This window comes from Umezawaea sp. (assembly GCF_036375055.1).
Classification (GTDB): Bacteria; Actinomycetota; Actinomycetes; order Mycobacteriales; family Pseudonocardiaceae; genus Umezawaea.
The window spans coordinates 81,889-103,111 of record NZ_DASUSQ010000004.1 but is presented as its reverse complement, the minus strand read 5'-3'; the positions used below and the strand labels follow the sequence as shown (position 1 = coordinate 103,111).

Genomic DNA, 21,223 nt, shown 5'->3' with positions numbered 1-21,223 from the left:
GTCGGGCCTCCTTCGCGTCGAAAGCCGTACGTCGAACACGGAGCGGAGCGCCGGGAGGTTCAGATCGGGACGAGGTGGTGACCCGAACAGGCTATGTCGCCGTGCGGCCCGTCCTGCCTACGGTCGCAGTGCCGGTCGCACGACGTCGGCAGGAACGCGGACCCGAGGAGCCACCATGACCGCAGTCCGGCTGCCACCCGAGTTCCGCACCGCCCGTGACGTCACGCGCTGGTGCCACGACGTGGTGGGGGCGGCGCTGCGCGCCGAGGTCGACCTCCTGCCCGCCTCGATGCGCCGGATCGCCCGGTACCACTTCGGCTGGGCCGACCGGCACGGCGAACCGGACACCGGCAGGCCCGGCAAGGCGATCCGGCCCGCACTGGTCGTGCTCGCCGCGAAGGCCGTCGGCGGCCGACCGGAGGCCGCGGTGCCCGCCGCGGTCGCGGTGGAGCTGGTGCACAACTTCTCCCTGCTGCACGACGACGTGATGGACCGGGACCGGGTGCGCCGCCACCGGCCCACGGCGTGGACGGTGTTCGGCGAGGCGCCCGCGATCCTGGTGGGCGACGCGCTGCTCGCGCTGGCGCCGAGGGCGTTGGCGCGCGGCTCGGCCCCGAACGCCGCCACGGCGGCGGACTGGCTGACGTCGGCGGTCCTCGACCTGTGCGAGGGCCAGCACGCGGACCTCGCGTTCGAGACCCGCGCCGACGTGGGGCTCGACGAGTGCGTCCGGATGGCTGCGGACAAGACCGGCGCGCTGCTGGGCCTCTCGTGCGCCCTCGGTGGCCTCGTGGGCGGCGCCACCCCGGAGCGGGCGGGACGGCTGCGCGCGTTCGGCAGGCACCTGGGGCTGGCCTACCAGCTGGTCGACGACCTGCTGGCGGTCTGGGGCGATCCGGCCGTGACCGGCAAGCCGGTGGGCTCCGACCTCCTGAGCCGCAAGAAGTCGCTGCTCGCGGTGGCGGCGCTGACGTCGGGCACCCCGGCCGCCGCCGAACTGGCCGACCTCTACTCCCGCGACCGCCCGCTCGACCCGGCCGAGGTGCCCGCGGTGACCGCGCTGATCGAACGCACCGGGGCCCGCGAGTGGGCCCGGTCGCGGGCCGCGCGGGAGATGGCCGAGGCCGCCGGTCACCTGGAGGCGGCCGACTGCGACCCGACCACGTCGGAGACCCTCCTGGAGGTCGCCCGCACGGTCGTCGGGAGGGACCGCTGACCCCCGTGGACCGGTCGGTTCGGAAATTTGCTCATTTCGTGACGAATCGATGAACCGGCCGCGTCAGGTGTCCGTATGCCTCGTCAGGAGACCCAGGAGGCCATGGATGCGCGCCCGCTTGATCGTCGCGGTGATCGGTTTGATGATGTCGTTGTCCGCGTGCTCGTCGATGCTCGGTGATTCCGCGGCGTCCACCGCCGGGGCGAACGACGCGGACATAGTGTTCCTCCGCGACATGATCCCCCACCACGAGCAAACCCTGGAGATCAGCGGCCTGGTCGGCACGCGCTCCAAGAACGCGGCCGTGGTCGAGGTGGCGAACGCGATCACCGCCGAGGGCAGCGCCGAGATCAGCAAGATGAACGGCTGGCTGACCGAGTGGAAGGTCGGGGTCACCGACAGCTCCCACCAGGCGCACGAGATGGTCGTGGCGCCGAAGGACGTGTCCGTGCTCGGCGGCTACACCGGCCCCCAGTTCGACAAGCAGTGGTCGCCGCTGATGGTGCGCCACCTCCAGGACGGCATCAAGATGGCGCAGGAGGTCGAAAGCGCTGGTACGCACGCCGGCGTGAAGGCCCTCGCCAAGGAGATGATCACGGTCCAGACCGGCCTGGTCACCAAGATCGAGGGCACCGGAGCCGCTGCCTGACCCGAGGTCGAAAAAAGTTCTGATCCGAGTTGAACCGCTCTCCGGTGCCGTACGTAGGCCTCGGTGTCGGAGTTGTACGAGAACGGCGTGCCGCGGTTCACGACGAAGATGGGACCAGTCATGCGACCGATTCGCCGAACCACGTGGTCCAACCACGGGGACTTTACGAGTCAGTCGGGGGTGGAGGGGGTTTGAGACCCAACAAGCCGAACCCTCCTGTCCTGCTCACCACCTCGCACAAGGTGGCGCAAGGACGTCTGTCGGACTTCTCGGTCGGAGCCAGGGGGCTGGTGAGCGCCGCGCAGCGGTCGCCCGGCTGCCTCGGCGGCTCCGTCTCGGGTTCGCCGGACGACGACCGGGTGTGGCAGATCGTCTGCCGCTTCACGGACGAGGCCGCCGCGGACGCTTGGGCGCGCTCGTCGTCCAACGCCCGCTGGGGCCGCTACATGCAGAAGTACTCGATGCAGATCGGCGTCACCTTCTCCAACGGCGTCACGCCGCTGGACCAGTCGACGGCGCAGTCGATGTCGCCGGTGTACGCCGACGACGACGGCGGCTACGGCCCGGAGCGCCCGCGCAAGGGCAAGCGCCGGGTCGTGCTGGCGGTCTTCGTGTTCGTCGTCTTCTTCGGGGCCGTGATCGTGGCCAACGGCATGGCCGTGAAGATGCTGCCGAACGTGCCGCCGCTGGTGCGCATCCTGGTGCTGTGCTTCGCGATGACCGGCCTCGCGGCGTGGGTCCTCCCGCCGCTGCTGGGCAAGGGCGGCGGTGACGACGGTGCGCCGTCGGAGCCGAAGCAGCCGCGCAAGCGGTCGAAGGCACCGGAGATCAACGCGCCGAGGACCCGCAGGCGCGCGCCCGAGGTCGACCGGCGCGGTCGCCGGATCGAGCCCGAGCGCGACCTGGCACCACCGCCCGCACCCAGGCCGGTGGCCGACCCGCCTCGGGGCAGCGGCAGGCGCGGCAAGCAGGCGCCGCAGCCGATGCCCGCCAGCAGCACGCTGACCACGATCGAACCGGTCGGTCCGCCGCCGCAGAGCAGGCGTCGCGCCGACCGCCGTCCGGTCGCCGCCCAGCAGTCGGCCCAGCGCGGTGGGGGCCGCGGTCGGCAGGAGCAGCCGGAGCCCGTGCGGCTGCGCCCGTTGAACCTCGACGCCAGCGCGATGATGGAGGCCCCCGCGCCTCCTCCGGTGGCGCCGCTGCCCGCTCCCCGCGGGGGGTTCTTCCCGACGTCCCCGCACAAGGACGGACGGAACTGAGCACCACGCGGAGTGCCGCACCAGATCCGAACGGTTAAATTTAGGGCTTGAATTAAGGCCTGGAATTGGGTTGTCTTAGGGTGCCCGACCGATGCCCGCATCGTCATGCACCCGCCTGGGGAGACATCGATGTCCTCAGCAGGACCCGAGACACCCCAAGGGGTTCAGGGAGCATGCCCGTGCGGGCTTGTGCGGGGCCGCCGATCGTCGCCCCCTGCCGGCGGTTGTCTCCCTGAACCCCCTCGAAAGGCCCCTGCATGAGCACGAGTGCCGGTTCCAGCAGAAAACGCACGTTCGTCCAGATGGTCGCCCTGCTGCTCGCGGGGCTCTTCGTGGTCCTGAGCCCCGCGTTCGGCCGCGTCGAGGCGCAGGCGGCGCCCGCGTTCAAGGTCCTGGCCTTCTACAACGGGACCTGGGACGCCGCCCACATCAACTGGGTCAAGGAAGCCAACGTCCGCTTCCCCCAGATCGCGGCGCAGAACAACTTCACCTACACCGCCACGACCAACTGGAACATGCTCAACGCGAACGACCTGGCCCAGTACCAGGTCGTCATGTTCCTCGACGACGCCCCGACCGGCGCCGCGCAGCGCTCCGCGTTCCAGAACTACATCGCGAACGGCGGCGGCTACTTCGGGTTCCACGTCTCGGCCTACACCGACAACGCGAACAACTGGCCGTGGTTCAACAACACCTTCCTCGGCTCCGGCACGTTCCGCAGCAACACCTGGGGCCCGACCACCGCGGTGCTGAAGGTCGAGGACCGCACCCACCCGTCGACCAGCAGGCTGCCCGCGACGTTCACCTCCGCGGTGAGCGAGTGGTACTCCTGGAGCAACGACCTGCGGACCAACCCGAACATCAAGGTCCTGGCGTCGGTCGACCCGTCGAGCTTCCCGCTCGGCACCGACCCGAACCAGCAGTGGCGCAGCGGCTACTACCCGATCATGTGGACGAACAAGAACTACCGGATGCTCTACGCCAACTTCGGCCACAACGCGATGAACTACGAGACGAACCAGGGCCTCTCCTCCACGTTCGACAGCGAGGTCCAGAACCGCTTCATCGTCGACGGCCTGCTCTGGCTCGGCGGCGCGACCTCCACGCCGCCCACCGACCCGCCCGGTGAGATCTCGCCGACCGCCTGGTACGCCGTGACCAACCGGGGCAGCTCCAAGTGCGTCGACGCGCGCTCGGCCGCCACCGCCAACGGCACCGCGGTCCAGCAGTACGCCTGCAACGCCACCCTCGCGCAGCAGTACCAGTTCGCGCCCACCAGCGGCGGGTTCGTGCGCATCAACAACCGCGGCAACGCGGCGCAGGTGGTCGACGTCAGCAACACCTCCACCGCCGACAACGCCGCGCTGCACCTGTGGGCCTACGGCGGCGGCGACAACCAGCAGTGGCGACCGGTCGCCGAGGCCGACGGCTACTTCCACTTCACCAGCAGGCTCAGCGGCAAGTGCCTGACGGTGCCGGGGGGCTCCGGCGCGGACAGCGTGCAACTCGTGCAGCTGACCTGCAACGGCTCCGCCTCGCAGTCGTTCAGGCTCACCCAGCGGAGCTGATCGCGAACGGGAGCCGTCCGTGTTCCGCGGGCGGCTCCCCGCGCTCTCAGTCGAGCCTGCCCTCGGCCAGCGCCCGCAGCGCCTCCGCGCGCCGCTGGTCCATGGCCAGCTTGAAGTCCAGCTCCACCCGCTCCCGCGCCCGTTCCGCCTCGGCGTCGAGTTCCCGTTGGCGCGCCTCGGCCTTGGCCACGATCGTCCGCGCCTGCACCCGCGCCACGCGGATCACCGACTCGCGCTCCGCCTCGATCTCCGCGCGCTGCCGCCGGGTGTCCTCACCGAGCCGGTCGTAGTGGGCGCGCAGCGCCGCCGCCGACTCCTGGGCCGCGCGCCAGCACGCCCGTGCGTGGTCGAGCACCGACGTGGCCTCGGCGGTGGCGACCTCGACCATCACGGACAGGCGGAATGGCAGGACCTCGGTGTCCAGGGGACTGGAGCAGACGCGGTCCAGCTCGGCGCGGAGGGTCGCCGCCTCGGCCTGGGAGCGCTCCAGCACCTCGGCCAGGTGCTCGGCGCGGGCCGTGCAGGCGTCGCGGTCGGCCGCCAGGTCGCGCAGGTCGTGTTCGAGGCCGTGGACGTAGTCGTCGACCTCCTCGCGGTGGTAGCCGCGCCAGCTCAGGTCGAAGCCCGTTCGCAGCGGCACCAGGTCCTCCACGCCGTGGACGCTCATCGGCTGCTCCTCCGCTCGTCACGACTCACCCCTTTTCCCGTACTACGGATGGCGGGTGCCGTCGGTTCTGAGCAGACTGGTCCCATCACGAGCACACCGCGGGTCGACGAGGCCGCCGACGAGCTGTACGCCCTGCCGCCGGCGGAGTTCGTGGCCGCCCGCGCCCGCCTCGCCGCCGCGGCGGCCGACAAGGGCGTGGCCAAGGCGATCGGCGCGCTGCGCAGGCCGACCGTGGCCGCATGGGCGGTGAACCGACTGGTCCGCTCCGGCTCGTCGGTGCTGGTGGAGGCGGTGGAGCTGGGGGAGAGGCTGCGCGCCGCGCAGCGGCGGCTGCACGGCAGCGAGCTGCGCCGGCTGGACCGGCGGCGGCGCGAACTCGTCACCGAACTGACCGAACTGGCCGCCGACGGCGCGGGCGGTCTCGCAGGGGAGGCCCTGTCGCAGGTGCGCGACACGTTCACCGCGGCCATGGCCGACGCCGGGATGGCCGACCAGGTGCGGAGCGGCAGGCTCACCAAGGCGTTGGAGTACTCCGGGTTCGGGCCGATGACCGACGAGCCGCCCGCGCCGGACGACCTGTCCGCCCGCCGCGAGCAGCGCCGGGAGCGGCGGCTGGCGGAGGCCCGGCAGGCCGTCGAGGAGGCCGAGGAGCGCATCGACGGCTGCCGGGCCGAGGTGAAGTCCGCCGGAGCGGAGCACGCGCGCCTGCTGCGGGAGCGCGACGACCTCCGGGCGGAGCTCAGGGCCGCCGAGAAGGCCGCGCAGCAGGCGGGGCGGGCGCTGGAGAAGGCCGAGCAGCGCCTCGGGTCGGCCGAGGACGCGCGCGCCGCGGCGGAGGCGGCGGTGGCGGAGCTGCTCGGGTAGGCGTCAGCAGTGGTCGAACCGGTGGTCGCCGTTGTCCGGACCGACCAGCTCGCGGTCCCGCAGCGTCGTGGTGGCCGGACTCCGGGGATCGGCGCAGACGTCCTCGAACGTGCCGCGCAGGTTGTCGGTGTACTCGACGTTCATCACGTGCTCGCGGTAGACGTCGCTGTAGCTGCCGCACTCGTCGTAGTAGTGGCACTCCTCCGAGAACGCGAAGTCGAAGCCGACCTCGTCGTGGGCGCGCCTGCTCTCCTCGGCCGAGTTCTTCTGGCCGATCGCCAGACCGAGGCCGTGGGCGCGCTGCGCCAGGAGGGTGGCGTGGGCGAGGTTGTGGTCGACCGTCAGCTTGCCGCGCGACCGGCCGTAGGAGTCGAGGTTGTCGATCTCGACCGCCTTGAACCCGCGCTGCGCGCACCGCTGGAGCACCGCCCCGGTGATCTCGGCCAGACGGGTCCGCTTGGCGGCCGTCGAGGTGTCCAGGAGGAACTCGTCCGGCCACTCGGGGTCGATGATCGGGTTGCCCCGCGAGTCGGACAGCAGGAGGTCCTCGCGCTCCCGCAACCACAGGTCGCGCTCCTGCGGCTGCGTCTGGAAACCGTTGACGTAGCAGATGGTGTAGATGTTCGGCGCGGGCGTCGCGGTGCTGTCGCGCGTCACGAGGGTGACCCCCGCCGGGGGCGCGTAGGCGGCCCCGAGCTGGTAGTCCAGCACGGCCGGTGAGGGCGGGAGTTCCACCTGGGCCGTGACCTCACCCGGACGGGCCTGTGCCGCGGTGGCGCACGCGGCCACCACCGCCACCGCCAGGGCTGCTCTGCCGAGTGCTGTGACCAGGGATGCCATAGGGCGACAAGCTCCTTAATCGCTCATAGTTCGTGCAAGCTTGTGAGCGATTAAACTACAACGCTGTCACGGTTGAACACCCCTAGTCAGCTCGGAAGCCTGTCGTGGCAGGGTGATCGTTCAAGCACTCTCGATGAACGATCGTGATCTTTTACCCCGATTCTCTTGCTGTTATGAGCGGTTCTGCTTTAGCGTGACTCGCCTCAACCAAAACCAAGCACCAGTGGGAGGCCTCCATGACACAGGGGAGCGGACTGAGTCGGAGGGCGGCCCTCATCCTGTCCGCCACGCTCGCCCTGACCGCGGCCTGCGGGGGCGCTCCCGGTGGCGGCGACAAGGTCCTGGTGTGGCACGGCTACACCGACCGCGAGGCCGAGGCGCTGGGCGCGCTCGCCGCGCGCTGGAACGCGCAGCACCCCGACCGGCAGGTGGAGCTGGTGTTCAACGGCGGCAACGACGGTGCGTTGCAGAAGACGTTGGCCTCCTTCGTGTCGGGCAAGCCGCCGGCCGTCGCCTACCAGTTCGGCTCCTCCCTCACCGGGCTCGCCGACCGGCCGCAGACGCAGGACCTGACGTCCACGGTCCGCGACGACGCGGAGTTCGACTGGGACGACCTGTTCCCGGCCGGCCGCGAGGCCGCGACCGTGAACGGCAAGGTCTACGGCGTCCCGGCGCTAGTCGACAACCTCTCCCTGGTCTACAACAAGACGCTGTTCGACCAGGCCGGGCTCGCCTACCCGACCGAGACGTGGACGTGGGACGACTTCCGCTCCGCCGCGGCGGTCCTGGCCGCGCCCGACGACGACCGGTACGGCTGGGCGTACGTCAACGACGGCAGCGAGGACACGGTCTGGCGGTACCTCGCCCTGCTCTGGCAGGCGGGCGGCGACCTGCTGTCGCCGGACGGGAAGACGGCCGCGTTCGACTCGGACGCGGGCAGGCAGGCCATGTCGCTGCTGCACGACATGGCCGTCGTGGACAGGTCCGTATACCTCGACACCGGCGACCAGCAGTACCTCAACCTCTTCAACTCCGGCCGGATCGGGATGCTGTGGACCGGCCCCTGGGACCTCGGCTCCATCAACGAGGACGTGTCCTACGGCGTGCAGTTCCTGCCGGGGAAGGTCACCCACGCCACCATCGCCGGACCGGACGCCTTCGTCGTGTTCGGCGAGTCGGGGAAGGCCGACGCGTGGCCGTTCCTGAAGTGGCTGCTGTCGGCGGAGGTCCACCTGGAGTTCGCCACCGCGACCGGGCACCTGCCGATCCGGCGGTCGGAGCTGACCCTGCCCGGCTACGCGGAGTTCGAGCGGAAGTACCCCGGCACCACGGTGTTCGTCGACAACCTCGCGAAGAACGTGGACAAGGCCCGGCCGAACACCGCCGAGTACCCGAAGATCTCGCAGGCGCTCGGCACGGCCGTGCAGTCGGTGCTGCTGGGCAAGGAGGAGGCGGGCGCCGCCGTGGCCACCGCGCGCGCCGAGGTCGACCAGATCCTGGCGGGCTCGTGACCGCCGTGCTCGCCCCGGTGCCGCCCGCGCCGGTGCGGGACCAGCGCCCGCCGCGCTCCCGGACCCGCCTGGCCGACCACCTCGCGGGGTGGGGGTTCGCCGCTCCCGCGGTGGTGCTGATCGGGCTGTTCGGGCTGGTGCCCGTCGTGTGGTCGTTCGTGCTCTCCCTCCAGCACACCGACCTCACCTCGCCCGGCACGTTCGCGGGCGGCGAGAACTACGCGAAGCTGGTGGCCGATCCGCTGTTCTGGGACGCCGCGCGCCGGACCCTGCTCTACGCGGCGCTGTTCGTGCCGCTCACGATGGCGCTCGCGCTGCCGATCGCGGTGCTGCTGAACCAGCCGGTCCGCGGCATCACCCTCTACCGGATGGCCGTGTTCGTGCCGCTGGTGACCTCGACCGTCGCCACCGGGATCGTCTTCGGCTGGCTGGCCAACCCCCAGTTCGGGTTGATCAACGCGCTGCTGGAGGGGGTGGGCCTGCCGAAGCAGGGCTTCTTCCAGGACCCCGGTCAAGCGCTGTACGCCGTGGTCGGCATGACGGTGTGGGGCTGGCTCGGCTTCGCGGTCATCATCTTCCTGGCCGCGCTCCAGAACGTGCCCGAGGACCTGGTGGAGGCCTCCGCGCTCGACGGGTGCGGGCGGCTCCGGTCGTTCTGGCACGTGGAGCTGCCGCAGGTCGCCCCCGCCTCCGGGTTCCTGCTGGTGTGGCTCACGATCAACGGTCTCCAGCTGTTCGACGCGGTGTACGTCACCACCAAGGGCGGCCCGCTGCGGGCGACCACCCTGCTCGTCCACCACCTGTACAACGAGGCCTTCGTCAGCTTCGACGGCGGCTACGCCGCGGCGATCGGCTGCGCGGTGTTCCTGGTGGTCCTGGTGTTCACCGTCGTCCAGTTGCGGTTCAACCGCCGAACGTCGTCCTTCGAGGTCCGATGACCACGCCCCGGTCGCGCCGCCCCAGCGCGCTGCACCTGCTCCTGCTGCCCCTCTCGCTGGTCATGATCGCGCCGCTGGTGTGGATGGTGCTCGTGTCGTTCTCCACGCAGGCGGAGTCGCGGCGCTTCCCACCCGGCCTGCCCAGCGGCCTGGAGTGGGGCAACTACGCCGCCGCGCTGCGCGACGCCCCGCTGGGATCGTGGCTGCTCAACAGTTCCGTGGTGTCGGTCGTCTGCGTCGTGGGCAACCTGGTGCTCTGCTCGCTGGCGGGCTACGCCTTCGCGCGCGTTCGGTTCCTCGGCGGCAGGGTGGTCTTCGTCGCCATCCTCGCGACGCTCATGGTGCCGTTCCAGATCGTCATGCTGCCGCTGCTGATCATGGTCCGCTCGGTGGGCCTCACCGACACGCTCGGAGCCCTGATCGCGCCGAACCTGGCCACCGCGTTCGGCGTGTTCCTCATGCGGCAGTTCTTCACGACCGTGCCGAGGGAGCTGGAGGAGGCCGCGCGGATCGACGGCGCGGGTCGGCTGCGGATCCTGGCGCAGGTGCTGCTCCCGCTGATGCGCCCGACGCTCGCCACGCTGGCCGTGCTGACGTTCCTCCAGACGTGGAACGACTTCCTGTGGCCGCTGATCGCCATCCAGAGCCCGGAGAACATGACCGTCCAGATCGGACTCCAGAGCTTCCAGGGCGCCCACACGACGAACTGGCCGAAGCTCATGGCGGGAACGGTGCTGAGCCAGCTGCCGGTGCTGGTCGTCTTCTTCGTGGCGCAGCGGTTCTTCGTGCGGTCCGTGGCCTCCGTGGGCATCAAGTAGCCGCACCGACCAGGCCGGAACGGGCACCGCCCGTTCCGGCCATCGGCATGCCCCTGACCAGGTATTTCGTCAAACAATCATGATTATTGCTTGGTTATGAGCGATCGTGGTAGAAAGCTTTCATGCGCGCACAGCCTCAGTCCGGAGACCTCCACACCACGAGCGAGATCGCCTCCCAGCCGGAGTGCTGGCGTCGGGCGGTCGAGGTGGCCGCGGACCCCGCGACCGCGGCGGCCCTGCCCCGGCGCGGCGAGCGCGTCGCCGTGGTCGGCTGCGGCACGTCGCTGTTCATGGCCCAGGCCTACGCCCGGCTGCGCGAGGACGCGGGCCACGGCGAGACCGACGCCTTCGCCGCCTCGGAGATGCCCGCGGGCCGCGCCTACGACCGCGTCGTGGCGCTCACCCGCTCCGGCACCACCACCGAGGTCCTGGAACTGCTCGACCGGCTCCGCGCGGACGTGCCCACCACGGCGGTCGTCGCCGATCCGGACACCCCCGTCGTGGCGCTGGCCGACGCCGTCGTCGTGCTCGACTTCGCCGACGAGCGGTCCGTCGTCCAGACGAGGTTCGCCACGACGGCGGTCGCGCTGCTGCGCGCCCACCTCGGAGAGGACCTGGGCCGCGTCGTCGCCGACGCCGAGCTGGCGCTGGCCGAACCGCTGCCCGCAGGCGTCGCCGAGCGGCGGCAGTTCACCTTCCTCGGTGCCGGGTGGACCACCGGTCTCGCGGCGGAGGCGGCCCTCAAGATGCGCGAGGCGTCCCTGAGCTGGGCGGAGTCCTACCCCGCCGCCGAGTACCGGCACGGACCCATCGCCATCACCGACGACCGCTCGGCGGTCTGGGTGCTCGGCACGCCGCCCGACGGCCTCGACCGGCAGGTCCGCGCCACCGGAGGCCTGTGGGTCGCCCGCGACCGGGACGCGCTCGCCGAACTGGTCTCCGTCCACCGGCTGGCCGTGGAGGTCGCGCTGGGCCGGGGGCTGCGCCCCGACACCCCGCGCCACCTGACCCGCTCGGTCATCCTGCGCGGCACCGGCTGATCGCCGTGCGGACGCTCACGGTCACCCTCAACGCGGCCCTCGACGTCACCTACCCGGTCGACCGGCTCGCCGCGGGCACCACCCACCGCGTCGGCGCGCCCGCCGTCCGCGCGGGCGGCAAGGGCGTCAACGTCGCCAGGGTGCTGCGGCGGCTCGGCGTGGACGCCGTCGCGACCGGGCTGGTGGGCGGCTGCTCGGGCGCGCGGCTGACGGCCGACCTCGCCGACGCGGACGTTCCCGAGGCGATGTTCCCGATCGCGGGGGAGACCCGCCGGACGGTGGCGGTCGTCGAGGGGTCCGGTGAGGCGACGGTGTTCGCCGAGCCGGGACCGAGCGTCACCGGGCCGGAGTGGGCCGGGTTCGTCCGCCACTACCGCGCGCTGCTGGCCGGGGTCGACCTCGTGGTGCTCTCCGGCTCGCTGCCGAGGGGGGTCCCGCCGGACGCCTACGCCACCCTCGTGCGGGCCTGCGACGTGCCGGTGCTGCTGGACGCCGACGGCCCGCCCCTGGCGGCCGGAGCCGCGGCCGGACCCGCGGTGATCACCCCGAACAGGCTGGAGCTGCGAGCGGCCACCGACCTGGACCCGTTGGCGCTCGGCGCGGACGCCGCGCTCGTGTCCGACGGCCCCGCCGGGATGACCGCCTACACCCGCGCCGGGGTGTGGACCGCGACGCCGCCCGAGCGGGTCGTCGGCAACCCGACCGGCGCCGGGGACGCGGCCGTGGCCGCGCTGGTCGCCTGCTGGCACCTGCCGTGGCCCGAGCGCCTCGCGAACGCGGTCGCGCTGTCGGCCGCCGCCGTGCGCTCCCCGCTGGCCGGGGACTTCGACAGGGACTTCTACGAGAGCCGCAAGGCGTCCGTTCTGCCGCGACGAGTCACCGAGGACTAGAAGATGCCACTGGTTCCGCTCCGGGAGGTGCTCGGCAGGTCCGCGCCCACCGCCGCGTTCAACGTGATCCAGATCGAGCACGCGGAGGCCATCGCCGCCGCCGCGGAGGACACGGGAGCGCCCGTGGTGCTCCAGATCAGCGAGAACGCCGTCCGCTACCACGGTTCCCTCGCGCCGATCGGCCGCGCCGCGCTCGCCATCGCCGCCGCCGCGTCGGCACCCGTGGCCGTGCACCTCGACCACGCCACGTCGGAGGACCTCGTCCGCGAGGCCGTCGACCTCGGCTTCGGCTCGGTGATGTTCGACGGGTCCGCGCTCGCGCACGACGAGAACGTCGCCCGCACCGCCGAGGTGGTGCGCCGCTGCCACGGGCGCGGTGTCGCGGTGGAGGCCGAACTCGGGGAGGTCGGCGGGAAGAACGGCGTCCACGAACCGGGCGCGCGCACCGACCCCCACGACGCCGCCCGGTACGTCGCGGCCACCGGGGTGGACGCGCTCGCCGTGGCGGTCGGCTCGTCGCACGCGATGCTGACCCGCGACGCCGCCCTGGACTTCGACCTCATCGCCCTGCTGCACGCCGCGGTCCCGGTGCCCCTGGTGCTGCACGGCTCGTCGGGGGTGTCCGACGAGCACCTGGCCCGAGCGGTCCGCGCGGGGATGCGGAAGATCAACATCGCGACCCAGCTGAACAAGTACTTCACCGCGGCGATCAGGGCCGGTCTGGGCGACGACCCCGTGCTCGTCGACCCCCGGCGCTACCTGGGCGCCGGACGGGAAGCCATGACCGCCGAGGTCGCTCGGCTCATCCGCGTACTGGAAGGTCGGTAGATGGTCACCATCGCGTTCGTGGGCGCGGGCTCCGTCGAGTTCACCCGCCAGCTCCTCCGCGACCTCCTGTCGTTCCCCGAACTCGCCGACGCGACGATCGCCCTGCACGACATCGACGGCGAACGGCTCGCGGTCGCCGAGGCGCTGGCCCGCCACACCGCCGAGCAGTGCGGCGCGACACCCCGCGTCCTGGCGTCGTCGTCCCGCCGGGAGGCGCTGGACGGCGCGGACTTCGTGATCAACATGGTCGCGGTCGGCGGCCACGCCGCCACCCTCACCGACTTCGACGTGCCCGAGTCGTTCGGGATCAGGCAGACGATCGGCGACACCCTCGGCATCGGCGGCATCTTCCGGGCCCTGCGCACGTTCCCCCTGCTCGACGGGCTGGCCGCCGACGTCCTCGCGGTCTGCCCCGACGCGTGGCTGCTCAACTACACCAACCCGATGGCGATGAACCTCCAGTACCTGGCCGCCACCGCGCCGCGGGTGAGGGCCGTCGGGCTGTGCCACTCGGTCCACTGGACCGTCCGCGACCTCAGCGCGCTCGTCGGGGTCCCGCACGAGGAGGTCGACGTCCTGTCCGCGGGCGTCAACCACCAGGCCTGGATCCTGCGCTGGGAACACGGGGGCCGCGACCTCTACCCGGCGCTCGACGCCGCGATCGAGGCCGACCCCGAGCTGGCCCGGCGGGTGCGCGTGGACCTCTACCGCCGCCTCGGCCGCTACCCGACGGAGACCAGCGAGCACTCCTCCGAGTACGTGCCCTGGTACCTGCGGCACGACTCCGAGGTCGAGCGGCTGCGCATCCCCGTGCGCGACTACGTCGGGACCAGCGCGGCGAACCTCGCCGAGTACGAGGGGCTGCGCGACCGGATCGCCGCGGGTGGCGCGCCGCCGCCGGTCCCGGACGAGGACGCCGTCGAGTACGCGCCGCAGGTCGTGCACAGCCTGGTCACGGGCGTGCGCCGGACCATCCAGGTGACCACCGCCAACCACGGCCTGATCGACAACCTGCCCGCCGGAGCGGCGGTGGAGGTGCCCGCCACGCTCGACCGGCTGGGCGTGCACCCGCACCGCGTCGGCGCGCTGCCGCCGCAGCTGGCCGCGCTCAACCGGAGCTTCCTCTCCGTGGTGGAGCTGACCGTGGCCGCGGCGGTGCTGGGCGACCCCGCCCACGTCCGCCACGCGGCGATGAGCGATCCGGCGACCGCCGCCGCCCTCACCCTCGACGAGATCTGGGACCTGTGCGCGGCGATGACCGCCGCGCACGGCGACCTGCTGCCCCCGGCCCTGCGGGGGACGTGATGCTCGACCTGCTGGTCATCGGGGACGCCAACCCCGACGTGCTGGTCTCGGGCGCTCCCGACCAGCCGCCGTACGGCCAGGCCGAGACGCTGGTGGAGCACGGTCTGCTCGCGCTCGGCGGGTCGGCCGCGATCGTCGCGCACGGCGCCGCGAAGCTCGGCCTCGCCACCGGTCTGGCCGCGATGGTCGGCCGGGACCCCGCCGGTGACTTCGTGCTGGACGTCCTCTCCTCGGCGGGCGTGGACGTCAGCGCGTGCGTCCGGCACGACGCGCTGCCCACCGCGCTCACCGTCTGCCTGAACCGCGGGGGAGGGGACCGGGCGATCCTGACGGCGCCCGGCTGCCTCCCGGAGTTCGGCCCCGACCACGTCCGCCTCGTCCCGGCGCGGCACGTGCACTCGGCGTCCTACTTCCTCCAGCCCCGCCTGGCCGCCGGTCTGCCCGAGCTGTTCCGCGCGGTGCTGGCGTCCGGCGCGTCGACCTCGCTCGACACCAACCACGACCCGTCCGGGCGGTGGCGGCTCGCGCCCGGCCTGCTCGCGGCGAGCACGTTCGTCCTGCCCAACGAGGCGGAGGCGGTGGCGCTGAGCGGCGCGGACGGCGTCGACGACGCCCTGGTGGCGCTGGCCGCCGCGGGTCCGTCGCCGGTGGTCAAGGTCGGCGGGCGCGGCTGCGTGGCGCTGCACGCGGGCACCACGATCACCGCGCGGCCACCGGCGCGCGACCCGGTGGACACGGTGGGCGCGGGCGACTCGTTCGACGCCGGTTTCCTCGCGGGGTGGCTCGACCGAGGGGACGTCCGGCACGCCCTCGCGCTCGGCTGCGCCGGGGGCGCGCTGTCGACCCGCGGCGCGGGCGGCACCGCGACGCAGCCGACCATGGCCGAGGCGATCGAGCTGGCCCGCCTGGTCGCGGTGATCTGACCGATAGCGAGCACCGACGGTGCGTGTTTCGGCTCCAGGGGCGACGATACGGGCATTCGCCATGAACTATGGTGAGCGAATGCGTCAGCAACAGCGCCTTTCCGCCATCCTTGAACGGCTGGCGGACACCGGTTCGGTGAGCGTCGTCGACCTCTCCAGCGACCTGGGGGCGTCCGTCGCCTCGATCCGGCGCGACCTCCAGTCGTTGGAGGAGCAGCAGTTGCTCAAGCGCACCCACGGCGGCGCCATCGCCGCCGAGGTCATCTACGAGCTGCCGATGCGCTACCGGGTCGGCCGCCGCGAGCAGGAGAAGCGGCAGATCGCGGAGGCCGCCGCCCTGCGGGTCGACGAGTCCGTGCACTCCGTGGGCCTCAACGGCGGCACGACCACCACCGAACTCGCCCGCCTGCTCGCCACCGGCCGGTCGCTGAAGGTCGTGACCAACGCGCTCAACATCGCCGCCGACCTGTCCGTCCGCCCGATGATCGACCTGGTGGTCACCGGCGGTGGCGTCCGCCCCGAGACCTACGAGCTGGTGGGCCCGATCGCCGACCGCGCCCTGTCCGGCATCAGCCTCGACGTGGTGTTCCTCGGCGTGGACGGCATCGACGTGCGCGGCGGCATCAGCACGCACGACTCGGTGGAAGCGCAGACCGACCACTGCCTGATGAAGACCGCCGACCAGGTGATCGTCCTCGCGGACGGCTCGAAGATCGGCAAGCGGGCGTTCTCCCGCATCGCGGACATCAGCGAGGTGACCGTCGTGATCACCGATTCGAGCGCGTCACCCGAGGGCGTGGACCGGCTCCGCGCGGCGGGCGTGGAGGTCGTGGTCGTCTGACTTGCTAAGTGGCGGGCCCCGCCATATCGTGACCGAGTGGAAACGGCGGACCCCGCCGTTTGCTGTCGAGTCCCGAGGAGCACCATGTCCGCAGAGTCCGCACCCGTCCTGGTCACCGGCGCCACCGGCAGGCAGGGCGGGGCCACCGCCCGAGCCCTGCTCGCCGCGGGCGTCCCCGTCCGCGCTCTCGTCCGCGACCCGGCCACCGAGCGCGCGAAGGCCGTCGAGGCGCTCGGCGTCGAACTGGTCGTGGGCGACCTGCTCGACCACGACTCCGTCGTCCGAGCGGCCAAGGGCGCCCGCGCCGTGTTCTCCGTGCAGATGCCCGCCTTCACCGGGCAGGGCTTCGACCACGACGACGAGATCACCCAGGGCACCACCCTCGTCGAGGCCGCGAGAGCCGCCGGGGTGCCGCAGTTCGTGCACACCTCCGTCACCGGTGCGGGCCGGCACACCGAGGCCCCCGGCTGGGCCGAAGGCCGCTGGGCGTTGATGGAGCCGACCTTCGGCGCCAAGAGCGCGATCCAGGACCGGGTCCGCGAAGCCGGCTTCCCGCACTGGACGATCCTCAAGCCGGGCTTCTTCATGGAGAACTTCCTCCCGTCCCTGGCGTTCCTGTTCCCCCGAGGCATCGAGGGCGGACTCGTCAGCGTTCTGCGCCCCGAGACCCGGCTGTCGCTGGTCGCCACGCACGACATCGGTGTCGCGGCCGCCGCGGCCATCGCCGACCCGGAGCGCTTCGACCGCGTCGAACTGGAGCTGGCGGGCGAGTACCTGTCGATGACCGAGATCGCCGAGGTCCTCTCCCGAGTGCTGGGCACGCCGCTGCCCGCCCCGACCATGACGGTCGAGGAGGCCCTCGCCGCCGGGATGCCGCCGATGGGCGCCTCGCACGAGTGGATGAACGTGGAGGGCCAGCCCGCCCGTCCGGAGTTCGCGCGGGAGTTCGGCATCCCCCTCACCAGCTTCGAGACCTGGGCGAGGGAGCACATGCACGCCACGGCCTGACCCGTTCCCGTGCGGTCGGAAGGGAGGTTCGGGTCCGTTGTCCCGAACGGACCCGACCACCCCTTCCGACCGCCTCGGTCACGCCGCCGGTCTGCGCACCGCGTTGTGCAGCGGTCTTCGCCGCGGATCGATGAACGCGGGCGGGATGAAGTGCGGAAGTCCGCTCTCCATCCGGACCTCCCACTCGCTGCGGTGGACCAGGGTGTGGTGCCTGCGGCACAGCAGCACCAGGTTGTCGATGCTCGTGGGACCGCCCCGGTGCCACTCCACGACGTGGTGGGCGTCGGCCCAGTTCGGCGGCCGGTCGCACATCGGGAACGCGCAGCCGCCGTCTCGCAGGTGCAGCGCGCGCCGCAGGTGCGGGGTCAGCCTGCGCGACATCCGACCGATGTCCAGCACCTCGCCCTCCCCGCCCAGCACCACGGGGATGATCCCCGCGCCGCACGCGATCCGGCGGGCCTCGGACGCGCTGATCACGCTGGAGCCGCCGAGGACCGCCGTGCCGATCCCGGACACCAGGGTCTGGTGGTCGACGGTCACGGTGACGTGGGGCCGTTCCCCGGCCTCGGTCGGCAGGTGCGGCGAGCGCGACGCCAGGTCGAGCACGTCGGCCAGCGCGTCGCCCTGGCGTTCGGGCAGGGTGCGGGTGTCGGGACCGGCGGCGTCCGGGGCGTGCGGCTTCGCCAGCGGTCCGATCAGCGCCCGCAGCAGCTCGCCCTGCTCGTACCCCAGTCGGCCGCTGAACTCCACCCGGCCGTCGAGCTTGGTCCGCAGGTGCAGCAGGTTCACCGGCTGGGCCGGCTCCCGGTCGTCCGGCTCGCGCCCGTCCTGGTCGACGCGCGCCCGGATGCCCGCCGCCACCGCCCGCACCCCGGCGGGCTCGGCGGACCGGGCGACGTCGACCAGGATCCGCTCCGCCTCGGCGGGCAGCGACGCCATCGCGCCGACCAGCACGTCCAGGTGCGCGGGTGACAGCGCGCCCTCGGCCACCGCGACCGCCGCCACGGGCAGCGGGGCGGCGACGACGGCACCGGTCGGCGTCGTGGACGGGAACAGCGCGGCGGCCTGGGCCACCCACCGCTTCGCCTCGCCGGTGTCGACCCTCGCGACGTGCTTGACCAGCTCCGCCAGGCTCCGGTACCCGGCGCGCGCCTCCAGGCCGCGGGACCTGGCCTCGGCCAGCACCGCCAGGACGGACGCGTGGGCGGACCGGGCGCGCTCGACACCGACGCGCAGGGCTTCCACCAGCCCCGCGTCGTCCAGGAGTGCCAATCCGGTCATGTCACGATCGTATAACGGCCGTCGCCATCGGGCCCGGCGAACAGTCCGCGTTCGCCGGTTCTACCGGGTGAATCCTGGATCGTGGCGTCCGTTCGGGTTGGAGAGCGGTCAGCCACCCCCCTTGATGTTGGCGAGGGCGATCTCCGCGACGTGCTTCGACACCGCGCACGGTGCGGTGTAGTCGGCGGAGGCCTGGTCGTCCACGTCCACCTCGATCTCGAACGCGGCGCCGTCGGCGATGCCGACGACGGTCGAGCAGGTGCCGGTGGTGCCCTGGGCGGTGTCGCGGTCGACCGCCGGGTAGGCGGCGACCTCGGTGGGCTTGAAGTAGGGGAACGCCTCCTTGGCGGCGTACACCCGCGCCAGCCCCTGCGACTCGCCGAACAGCGAGATGCCGATGGTCGTGGCCTTCCCGTCGGTCCACCGGCAGCGGGCGGTGAACTGCTCCGGGTCCGGTGCCCCCGGCGCGGTGATGCCCAGCGAGCCGAGCTGGTCGACCCCGAACACCCGGCACGGCTTGCCGGTGAACCCGGCCATGCTCAGCGGTGGGACTTCGAGCTTCGGCACGTCGCTCCTGGAAGCGGCGGTGGACGCGGACGCGCAGGCGGACAGGGCGCCCGCCGCGGTGACGGCGATCGCGAGGTTCGCGAACTTCACGGTTCTCACCTCCGGGTGGTCCCGCTGAGTCCTACGGACCCCGAACGCCCCCGGTTCAGTTCCCGGCCGCCGCGCGGGCCCGCAGCCCGAGCACCACGTCCACGACCAGGAACGCCACCAGGCTCGTCCCCAGCAGCGGCACGAACCACCCGACCAGGCCCGCGACCACCAGCAGCACCAGCACCGACGGAGTGGACGCCTTCCGCCACTGGCCCCGCGCGACCGGCTTCCCGAACGCCACCGCGGTCGCCCGCACCGGCCTGCGCCGCCACCACATCCGGTACCCGAGCACGACCAGCACCACCAGGCCGAGCCCGACGGCCAGCAGCAGCACCTGGTTCGGCCACCCGAACAGCACGCCCGTGTGCGCGTCGACGCCCCACCGCGCCAGCTTCGCCGCCACCGGGTAGTCGGCGAACCGCACCGACCCCACCACCGAGCCCGAAGCGCCGTCGACGGCCACGGCGTCGACCTGGGTCGGCCACCCGCGCTCGACCTCGGTCACCTCCCACGGCTCGCCGGGCCCGTCCGGCAACCCGATCTCCAGCGCGCCCGCGTCGATCCCGGCCGCACGGGCGGAGGCGAGCACGTCGTCCACCCGGTCCGCGGCGTGACCGGCGTGCTCGCCCCCGCCGCCGGTCCGGAGCGACGGCGGGGCCCAGCCCAGCGCCGACCGCACCGCCGCGACGTTCCCGCCCGCGTACGCCGACCACGCGAGACCGGTGGCCGACAGGAACACCGCGCCCAGCAGCACCCACATCCCGAGGACGCCGTGCACCCCGAGCGAGCGCCGCCGCCCGCGGGTCGCGCGGGACCGGGTGAGCCACAGCACGGCGCCGCCGAGCGCGACCACCCACAGCCACGACGCGGCGAGTTCGCTGTACAGCCTGCCGGGTTCGCCCAGCAGGAGGTTGCGGTGCACCTGGTCCAGCGCGGTCCGCAGCGGCAGCACGCCGCTCGTGCCGGACGCCACGAGCGAACCGGTGACCCGGCCGGTGCCGGGGTCGACGAACACCGCCCGCCGCTCCGACCCGCCGAGACCGGGTTCGGTGAACAGGACCCGTGTGGTGTCACCGGGTTCGGGCGCGGGGCGCACGGCGACGAGCGAGCCCGTCGGGTTGGTCGCCCTGGCGGCGAGCACCTGCTCGGCCAGCGGGAGCGGACGGCTGCTCACGGGGACCGACAGCTCACCGTGGTAGAGCCAGGACTCGAGCTGCGGGGTCAGCGCGTAGAGGACACCGGTGAGCGCGGCGACCAGCACGAACGGGCCGACCAGCACGCCCGCGTAGAAGTGGCAGCGGAGCACGAGGCCGCGCAGGCCCGTGGTGGACTGGACGACCTGGTCCGAGGTCGTGGTCATGGGTTCTCCAGGGCGTGGCACGGGAGTGCGGGGGTGTGGTGCGCGCACCGCGCTGCGGCCGTCGACCTGGGGTCGACGGCTCGGGTGGAGGGGGTTCAGCGGGTGGCGGGGGGACCGCGGCGGGTCGGCCCGCCGCCCCGCGCGACCCCGGACACGGGCGACCGCGCCGACTCGGCCACGACGGTCCTCAGCGGACCGGTGACCGGGACGGGGCCCAGCTTCCGCGGCAGCACCGACGCCAGCGCCGCGGTCACCGCGAACACCGCGCGCTCGGCGCCCGCGAGCACCGCCACGACGGCCAGCGTCGCCAGCACGTGCGCGACCGGCATGAGCGGACCGGAGTCGAACGGCTGCGCGCCGTGGTCGTGCGCCCGCGCCGCGGCGAGCGACATCAGCAGGTGCATGGCGAACTGGCCCGCGCCCACCAGCGCGAGGATCTGCGCCGGACCGCGTTCCCGGCCGCCCAGCGCGGAGGCCGCCGCGGCCAGCAGGAGCACGGGCAGCACCACGAGTCCCGCGCCCGGCAGGGCACCGTTCGCCTCGACGTGCGCGACCACCGCCAACGCCCCGGTCGCGGCTCCCGCGACCCCACCGCGCAGCAGCCTCCCGGCGCCGCTGGTGGGTGGGAGCAAGGTCATGACCGGAGACCCTAGCCAGGGAAGACGCCCCGCATAAGGGGGCTGGTCCCCCGGTGGTTCGGAAAAGTGTCGGACCGTCCGGATAGTCTCCCAGTACCGCCCATCGCAAGCGCGTCCGCAAC

21 protein-coding genes are annotated in these 21,223 nt (G+C 72.7%); 15 read left to right on the top strand and 6 right to left on the bottom strand.

The window, feature by feature from the left end; translation table 11 throughout:
• Nucleotides 1-175 precede the first annotated feature (175 nt).
• The 4 genes from VFZ92_RS01305 (at nucleotide 176) to VFZ92_RS01290 (ending at nucleotide 4,692) form a co-directional block, all read left to right on the top strand.
• The gene (locus VFZ92_RS01305) at nucleotides 176-1,216 is read left to right on the top strand and encodes a family 2 encapsulin nanocompartment cargo protein polyprenyl transferase (protein WP_330873773.1); all 1,041 of its coding nucleotides are present in this window, start codon (nucleotides 176-178) and stop codon (nucleotides 1,214-1,216) included.
• A gap of 106 nt (nucleotides 1,217-1,322) precedes the next feature.
• Entirely contained in the window at nucleotides 1,323-1,865 is a 543-nt protein-coding gene (locus tag VFZ92_RS01300; RefSeq protein WP_330873772.1) for a DUF305 domain-containing protein, read from the top strand.
• A 242-nt stretch (nucleotides 1,866-2,107) separates the two neighbouring features.
• On the top strand, nucleotides 2,108-3,124 hold the full coding sequence (locus tag VFZ92_RS01295) for a hypothetical protein (protein ID WP_414719779.1): 1,017 nt from the start codon (nucleotides 2,108-2,110) through the stop codon (nucleotides 3,122-3,124).
• A 257-nt stretch (nucleotides 3,125-3,381) separates the two neighbouring features.
• Nucleotides 3,382-4,692: a ThuA domain-containing protein gene (locus tag VFZ92_RS01290; RefSeq protein ID WP_330873770.1), complete on the top strand. Its 1,311-nt coding sequence runs from the start codon at nucleotides 3,382-3,384 to the stop codon at nucleotides 4,690-4,692.
• A gap of 46 nt (nucleotides 4,693-4,738) precedes the next feature.
• On the opposite strand, the gene VFZ92_RS01285 is transcribed toward VFZ92_RS01290, so the two are convergent.
• Nucleotides 4,739-5,359, bottom strand: a complete 621-nt coding sequence (locus VFZ92_RS01285; RefSeq protein ID WP_330873769.1) for a hypothetical protein — start codon at nucleotides 5,357-5,359, stop codon at nucleotides 4,739-4,741.
• A 48-nt stretch (nucleotides 5,360-5,407) separates the two neighbouring features.
• Here VFZ92_RS01285 and VFZ92_RS01280 point away from each other — a divergent pair, with 48 nt between their 5' ends.
• Entirely contained in the window at nucleotides 5,408-6,223 is an 816-nt protein-coding gene (locus VFZ92_RS01280) for a hypothetical protein (RefSeq protein WP_330873768.1), read from the top strand.
• Between the two features lie 3 nt (nucleotides 6,224-6,226).
• Here the strand turns inward: VFZ92_RS01280 and VFZ92_RS01275 are convergent, their stop codons facing one another.
• Nucleotides 6,227-7,063, bottom strand: coding sequence for an endo alpha-1,4 polygalactosaminidase (locus VFZ92_RS01275; RefSeq protein WP_330873767.1), 837 nt, complete (start codon nucleotides 7,061-7,063; stop codon nucleotides 6,227-6,229).
• A gap of 236 nt (nucleotides 7,064-7,299) precedes the next feature.
• Between VFZ92_RS01275 and VFZ92_RS01270 the strand changes: the two genes are divergently transcribed.
• The 10 genes from VFZ92_RS01270 (at nucleotide 7,300) to VFZ92_RS01225 (ending at nucleotide 17,165) form a co-directional block, all read left to right on the top strand.
• Entirely contained in the window at nucleotides 7,300-8,574 is a 1,275-nt protein-coding gene (locus VFZ92_RS01270) for an ABC transporter substrate-binding protein (RefSeq protein WP_330873766.1), read from the top strand.
• Complete coding sequence (locus VFZ92_RS01265; protein ID WP_330873765.1) at nucleotides 8,571-9,512, top strand: sugar ABC transporter permease; 942 nt, start codon at nucleotides 8,571-8,573, stop codon at nucleotides 9,510-9,512. The genes VFZ92_RS01270 and VFZ92_RS01265 overlap by 4 nt, the downstream gene beginning before the upstream one ends.
• Nucleotides 9,509-10,330 (top strand): carbohydrate ABC transporter permease, encoded by an 822-nt coding sequence (locus VFZ92_RS01260; RefSeq protein WP_330873764.1) that lies wholly within the window; start codon nucleotides 9,509-9,511, stop codon nucleotides 10,328-10,330. Before VFZ92_RS01265 ends, VFZ92_RS01260 begins: the two co-directional genes overlap by 4 nt.
• A 122-nt stretch (nucleotides 10,331-10,452) precedes the next feature.
• Nucleotides 10,453-11,370 carry a sugar isomerase gene (locus tag VFZ92_RS01255; protein WP_330873763.1) on the top strand — a complete coding sequence of 306 codons (918 nt, stop codon included), beginning with the start codon at nucleotides 10,453-10,455 and terminating at the stop codon, nucleotides 11,368-11,370.
• A gap of 5 nt (nucleotides 11,371-11,375) precedes the next feature.
• Nucleotides 11,376-12,260 carry a 1-phosphofructokinase family hexose kinase gene (locus VFZ92_RS01250; protein ID WP_330873762.1) on the top strand — a complete coding sequence of 295 codons (885 nt, stop codon included), beginning with the start codon at nucleotides 11,376-11,378 and terminating at the stop codon, nucleotides 12,258-12,260.
• Nucleotides 12,261-12,263: 3 nt separating this feature from the next.
• A complete protein-coding gene (locus VFZ92_RS01245; RefSeq protein WP_330873761.1) occupies nucleotides 12,264-13,088 on the top strand; it encodes a class II fructose-bisphosphate aldolase in 825 nt (274 codons plus the stop codon).
• On the top strand, nucleotides 13,089-14,393 hold the full coding sequence (locus tag VFZ92_RS01240; RefSeq protein WP_330873760.1) for an alpha-glucosidase/alpha-galactosidase: 1,305 nt from the start codon (nucleotides 13,089-13,091) through the stop codon (nucleotides 14,391-14,393). It abuts the gene before it with no gap.
• A complete protein-coding gene (locus tag VFZ92_RS01235) occupies nucleotides 14,393-15,316 on the top strand; it encodes a carbohydrate kinase family protein (RefSeq protein ID WP_330873759.1) in 924 nt (307 codons plus the stop codon). The genes VFZ92_RS01240 and VFZ92_RS01235 overlap by 1 nt, the downstream gene beginning before the upstream one ends.
• Before the next feature lie 79 nt (nucleotides 15,317-15,395).
• Complete coding sequence (locus VFZ92_RS01230) at nucleotides 15,396-16,157, top strand: DeoR/GlpR family DNA-binding transcription regulator (protein ID WP_330873758.1); 762 nt, start codon at nucleotides 15,396-15,398, stop codon at nucleotides 16,155-16,157.
• Between the two features lie 84 nt (nucleotides 16,158-16,241).
• Nucleotides 16,242-17,165 carry an NmrA/HSCARG family protein gene (locus VFZ92_RS01225; protein ID WP_330873757.1) on the top strand — a complete coding sequence of 308 codons (924 nt, stop codon included), beginning with the start codon at nucleotides 16,242-16,244 and terminating at the stop codon, nucleotides 17,163-17,165.
• A gap of 78 nt (nucleotides 17,166-17,243) precedes the next feature.
• Here the strand turns inward: VFZ92_RS01225 and VFZ92_RS01220 are convergent, their stop codons facing one another.
• The 4 genes from VFZ92_RS01220 to VFZ92_RS01205 form a co-directional block, all read right to left on the bottom strand.
• Entirely contained in the window at nucleotides 17,244-18,446 is a 1,203-nt protein-coding gene (locus VFZ92_RS01220; RefSeq protein ID WP_330873756.1) for an HNH endonuclease, read from the bottom strand.
• 108 nt (nucleotides 18,447-18,554) lie between these two features.
• Complete coding sequence (locus tag VFZ92_RS01215) at nucleotides 18,555-19,103, bottom strand: DUF3558 family protein (protein WP_330873755.1); 549 nt, start codon at nucleotides 19,101-19,103, stop codon at nucleotides 18,555-18,557.
• A 55-nt stretch (nucleotides 19,104-19,158) separates the two neighbouring features.
• On the bottom strand, nucleotides 19,159-20,463 hold the full coding sequence (locus VFZ92_RS01210; protein ID WP_330873754.1) for a PepSY-associated TM helix domain-containing protein: 1,305 nt from the start codon (nucleotides 20,461-20,463) through the stop codon (nucleotides 19,159-19,161).
• A 95-nt stretch (nucleotides 20,464-20,558) separates the two neighbouring features.
• Entirely contained in the window at nucleotides 20,559-21,101 is a 543-nt protein-coding gene (locus tag VFZ92_RS01205; protein WP_330873753.1) for a hypothetical protein, read from the bottom strand.
• Nucleotides 21,102-21,223: the final 122 nt, after the last annotated feature.

Excerpts from the sequence above, each read along its gene's own strand:
- VFZ92_RS01205 (WP_330873753.1), bottom strand. The coding sequence starts at position 21,101 with ATGACCTTGCTCCCACCCACCAGCGGCGCCGGGAGGCTGCTGCGCGGT.
- VFZ92_RS01260 (WP_330873764.1), top strand. The coding sequence starts at position 9,509 with ATGACCACGCCCCGGTCGCGCCGCCCCAGCGCGCTGCACCTGCTCCTG.
- VFZ92_RS01225 (WP_330873757.1), top strand. The coding sequence starts at position 16,242 with ATGTCCGCAGAGTCCGCACCCGTCCTGGTCACCGGCGCCACCGGCAGG.
- VFZ92_RS01275 (WP_330873767.1), bottom strand. The coding sequence starts at position 7,063 with ATGGCATCCCTGGTCACAGCACTCGGCAGAGCAGCCCTGGCGGTGGCG.
- VFZ92_RS01305 (WP_330873773.1), top strand. The coding sequence starts at position 176 with ATGACCGCAGTCCGGCTGCCACCCGAGTTCCGCACCGCCCGTGACGTC.
- VFZ92_RS01220 (WP_330873756.1), bottom strand. The coding sequence starts at position 18,446 with ATGACCGGATTGGCACTCCTGGACGACGCGGGGCTGGTGGAAGCCCTG.
- VFZ92_RS01245 (WP_330873761.1), top strand. The coding sequence starts at position 12,264 with ATGCCACTGGTTCCGCTCCGGGAGGTGCTCGGCAGGTCCGCGCCCACC.
- VFZ92_RS01230 (WP_330873758.1), top strand. The coding sequence starts at position 15,396 with ATGCGTCAGCAACAGCGCCTTTCCGCCATCCTTGAACGGCTGGCGGAC.
- VFZ92_RS01290 (WP_330873770.1), top strand. The coding sequence starts at position 3,382 with ATGAGCACGAGTGCCGGTTCCAGCAGAAAACGCACGTTCGTCCAGATG.
- VFZ92_RS01270 (WP_330873766.1), top strand. The coding sequence starts at position 7,300 with ATGACACAGGGGAGCGGACTGAGTCGGAGGGCGGCCCTCATCCTGTCC.
- VFZ92_RS01300 (WP_330873772.1), top strand. The coding sequence starts at position 1,323 with ATGCGCGCCCGCTTGATCGTCGCGGTGATCGGTTTGATGATGTCGTTG.
- VFZ92_RS01255 (WP_330873763.1), top strand. The coding sequence starts at position 10,453 with ATGCGCGCACAGCCTCAGTCCGGAGACCTCCACACCACGAGCGAGATC.
- VFZ92_RS01235 (WP_330873759.1), top strand. The coding sequence starts at position 14,393 with ATGCTCGACCTGCTGGTCATCGGGGACGCCAACCCCGACGTGCTGGTC.
- VFZ92_RS01280 (WP_330873768.1), top strand. The coding sequence starts at position 5,408 with ATGGCGGGTGCCGTCGGTTCTGAGCAGACTGGTCCCATCACGAGCACA.
- VFZ92_RS01240 (WP_330873760.1), top strand. The coding sequence starts at position 13,089 with ATGGTCACCATCGCGTTCGTGGGCGCGGGCTCCGTCGAGTTCACCCGC.
- VFZ92_RS01210 (WP_330873754.1), bottom strand. The coding sequence starts at position 20,463 with ATGACCACGACCTCGGACCAGGTCGTCCAGTCCACCACGGGCCTGCGC.
- VFZ92_RS01285 (WP_330873769.1), bottom strand. The coding sequence starts at position 5,359 with ATGAGCGTCCACGGCGTGGAGGACCTGGTGCCGCTGCGAACGGGCTTC.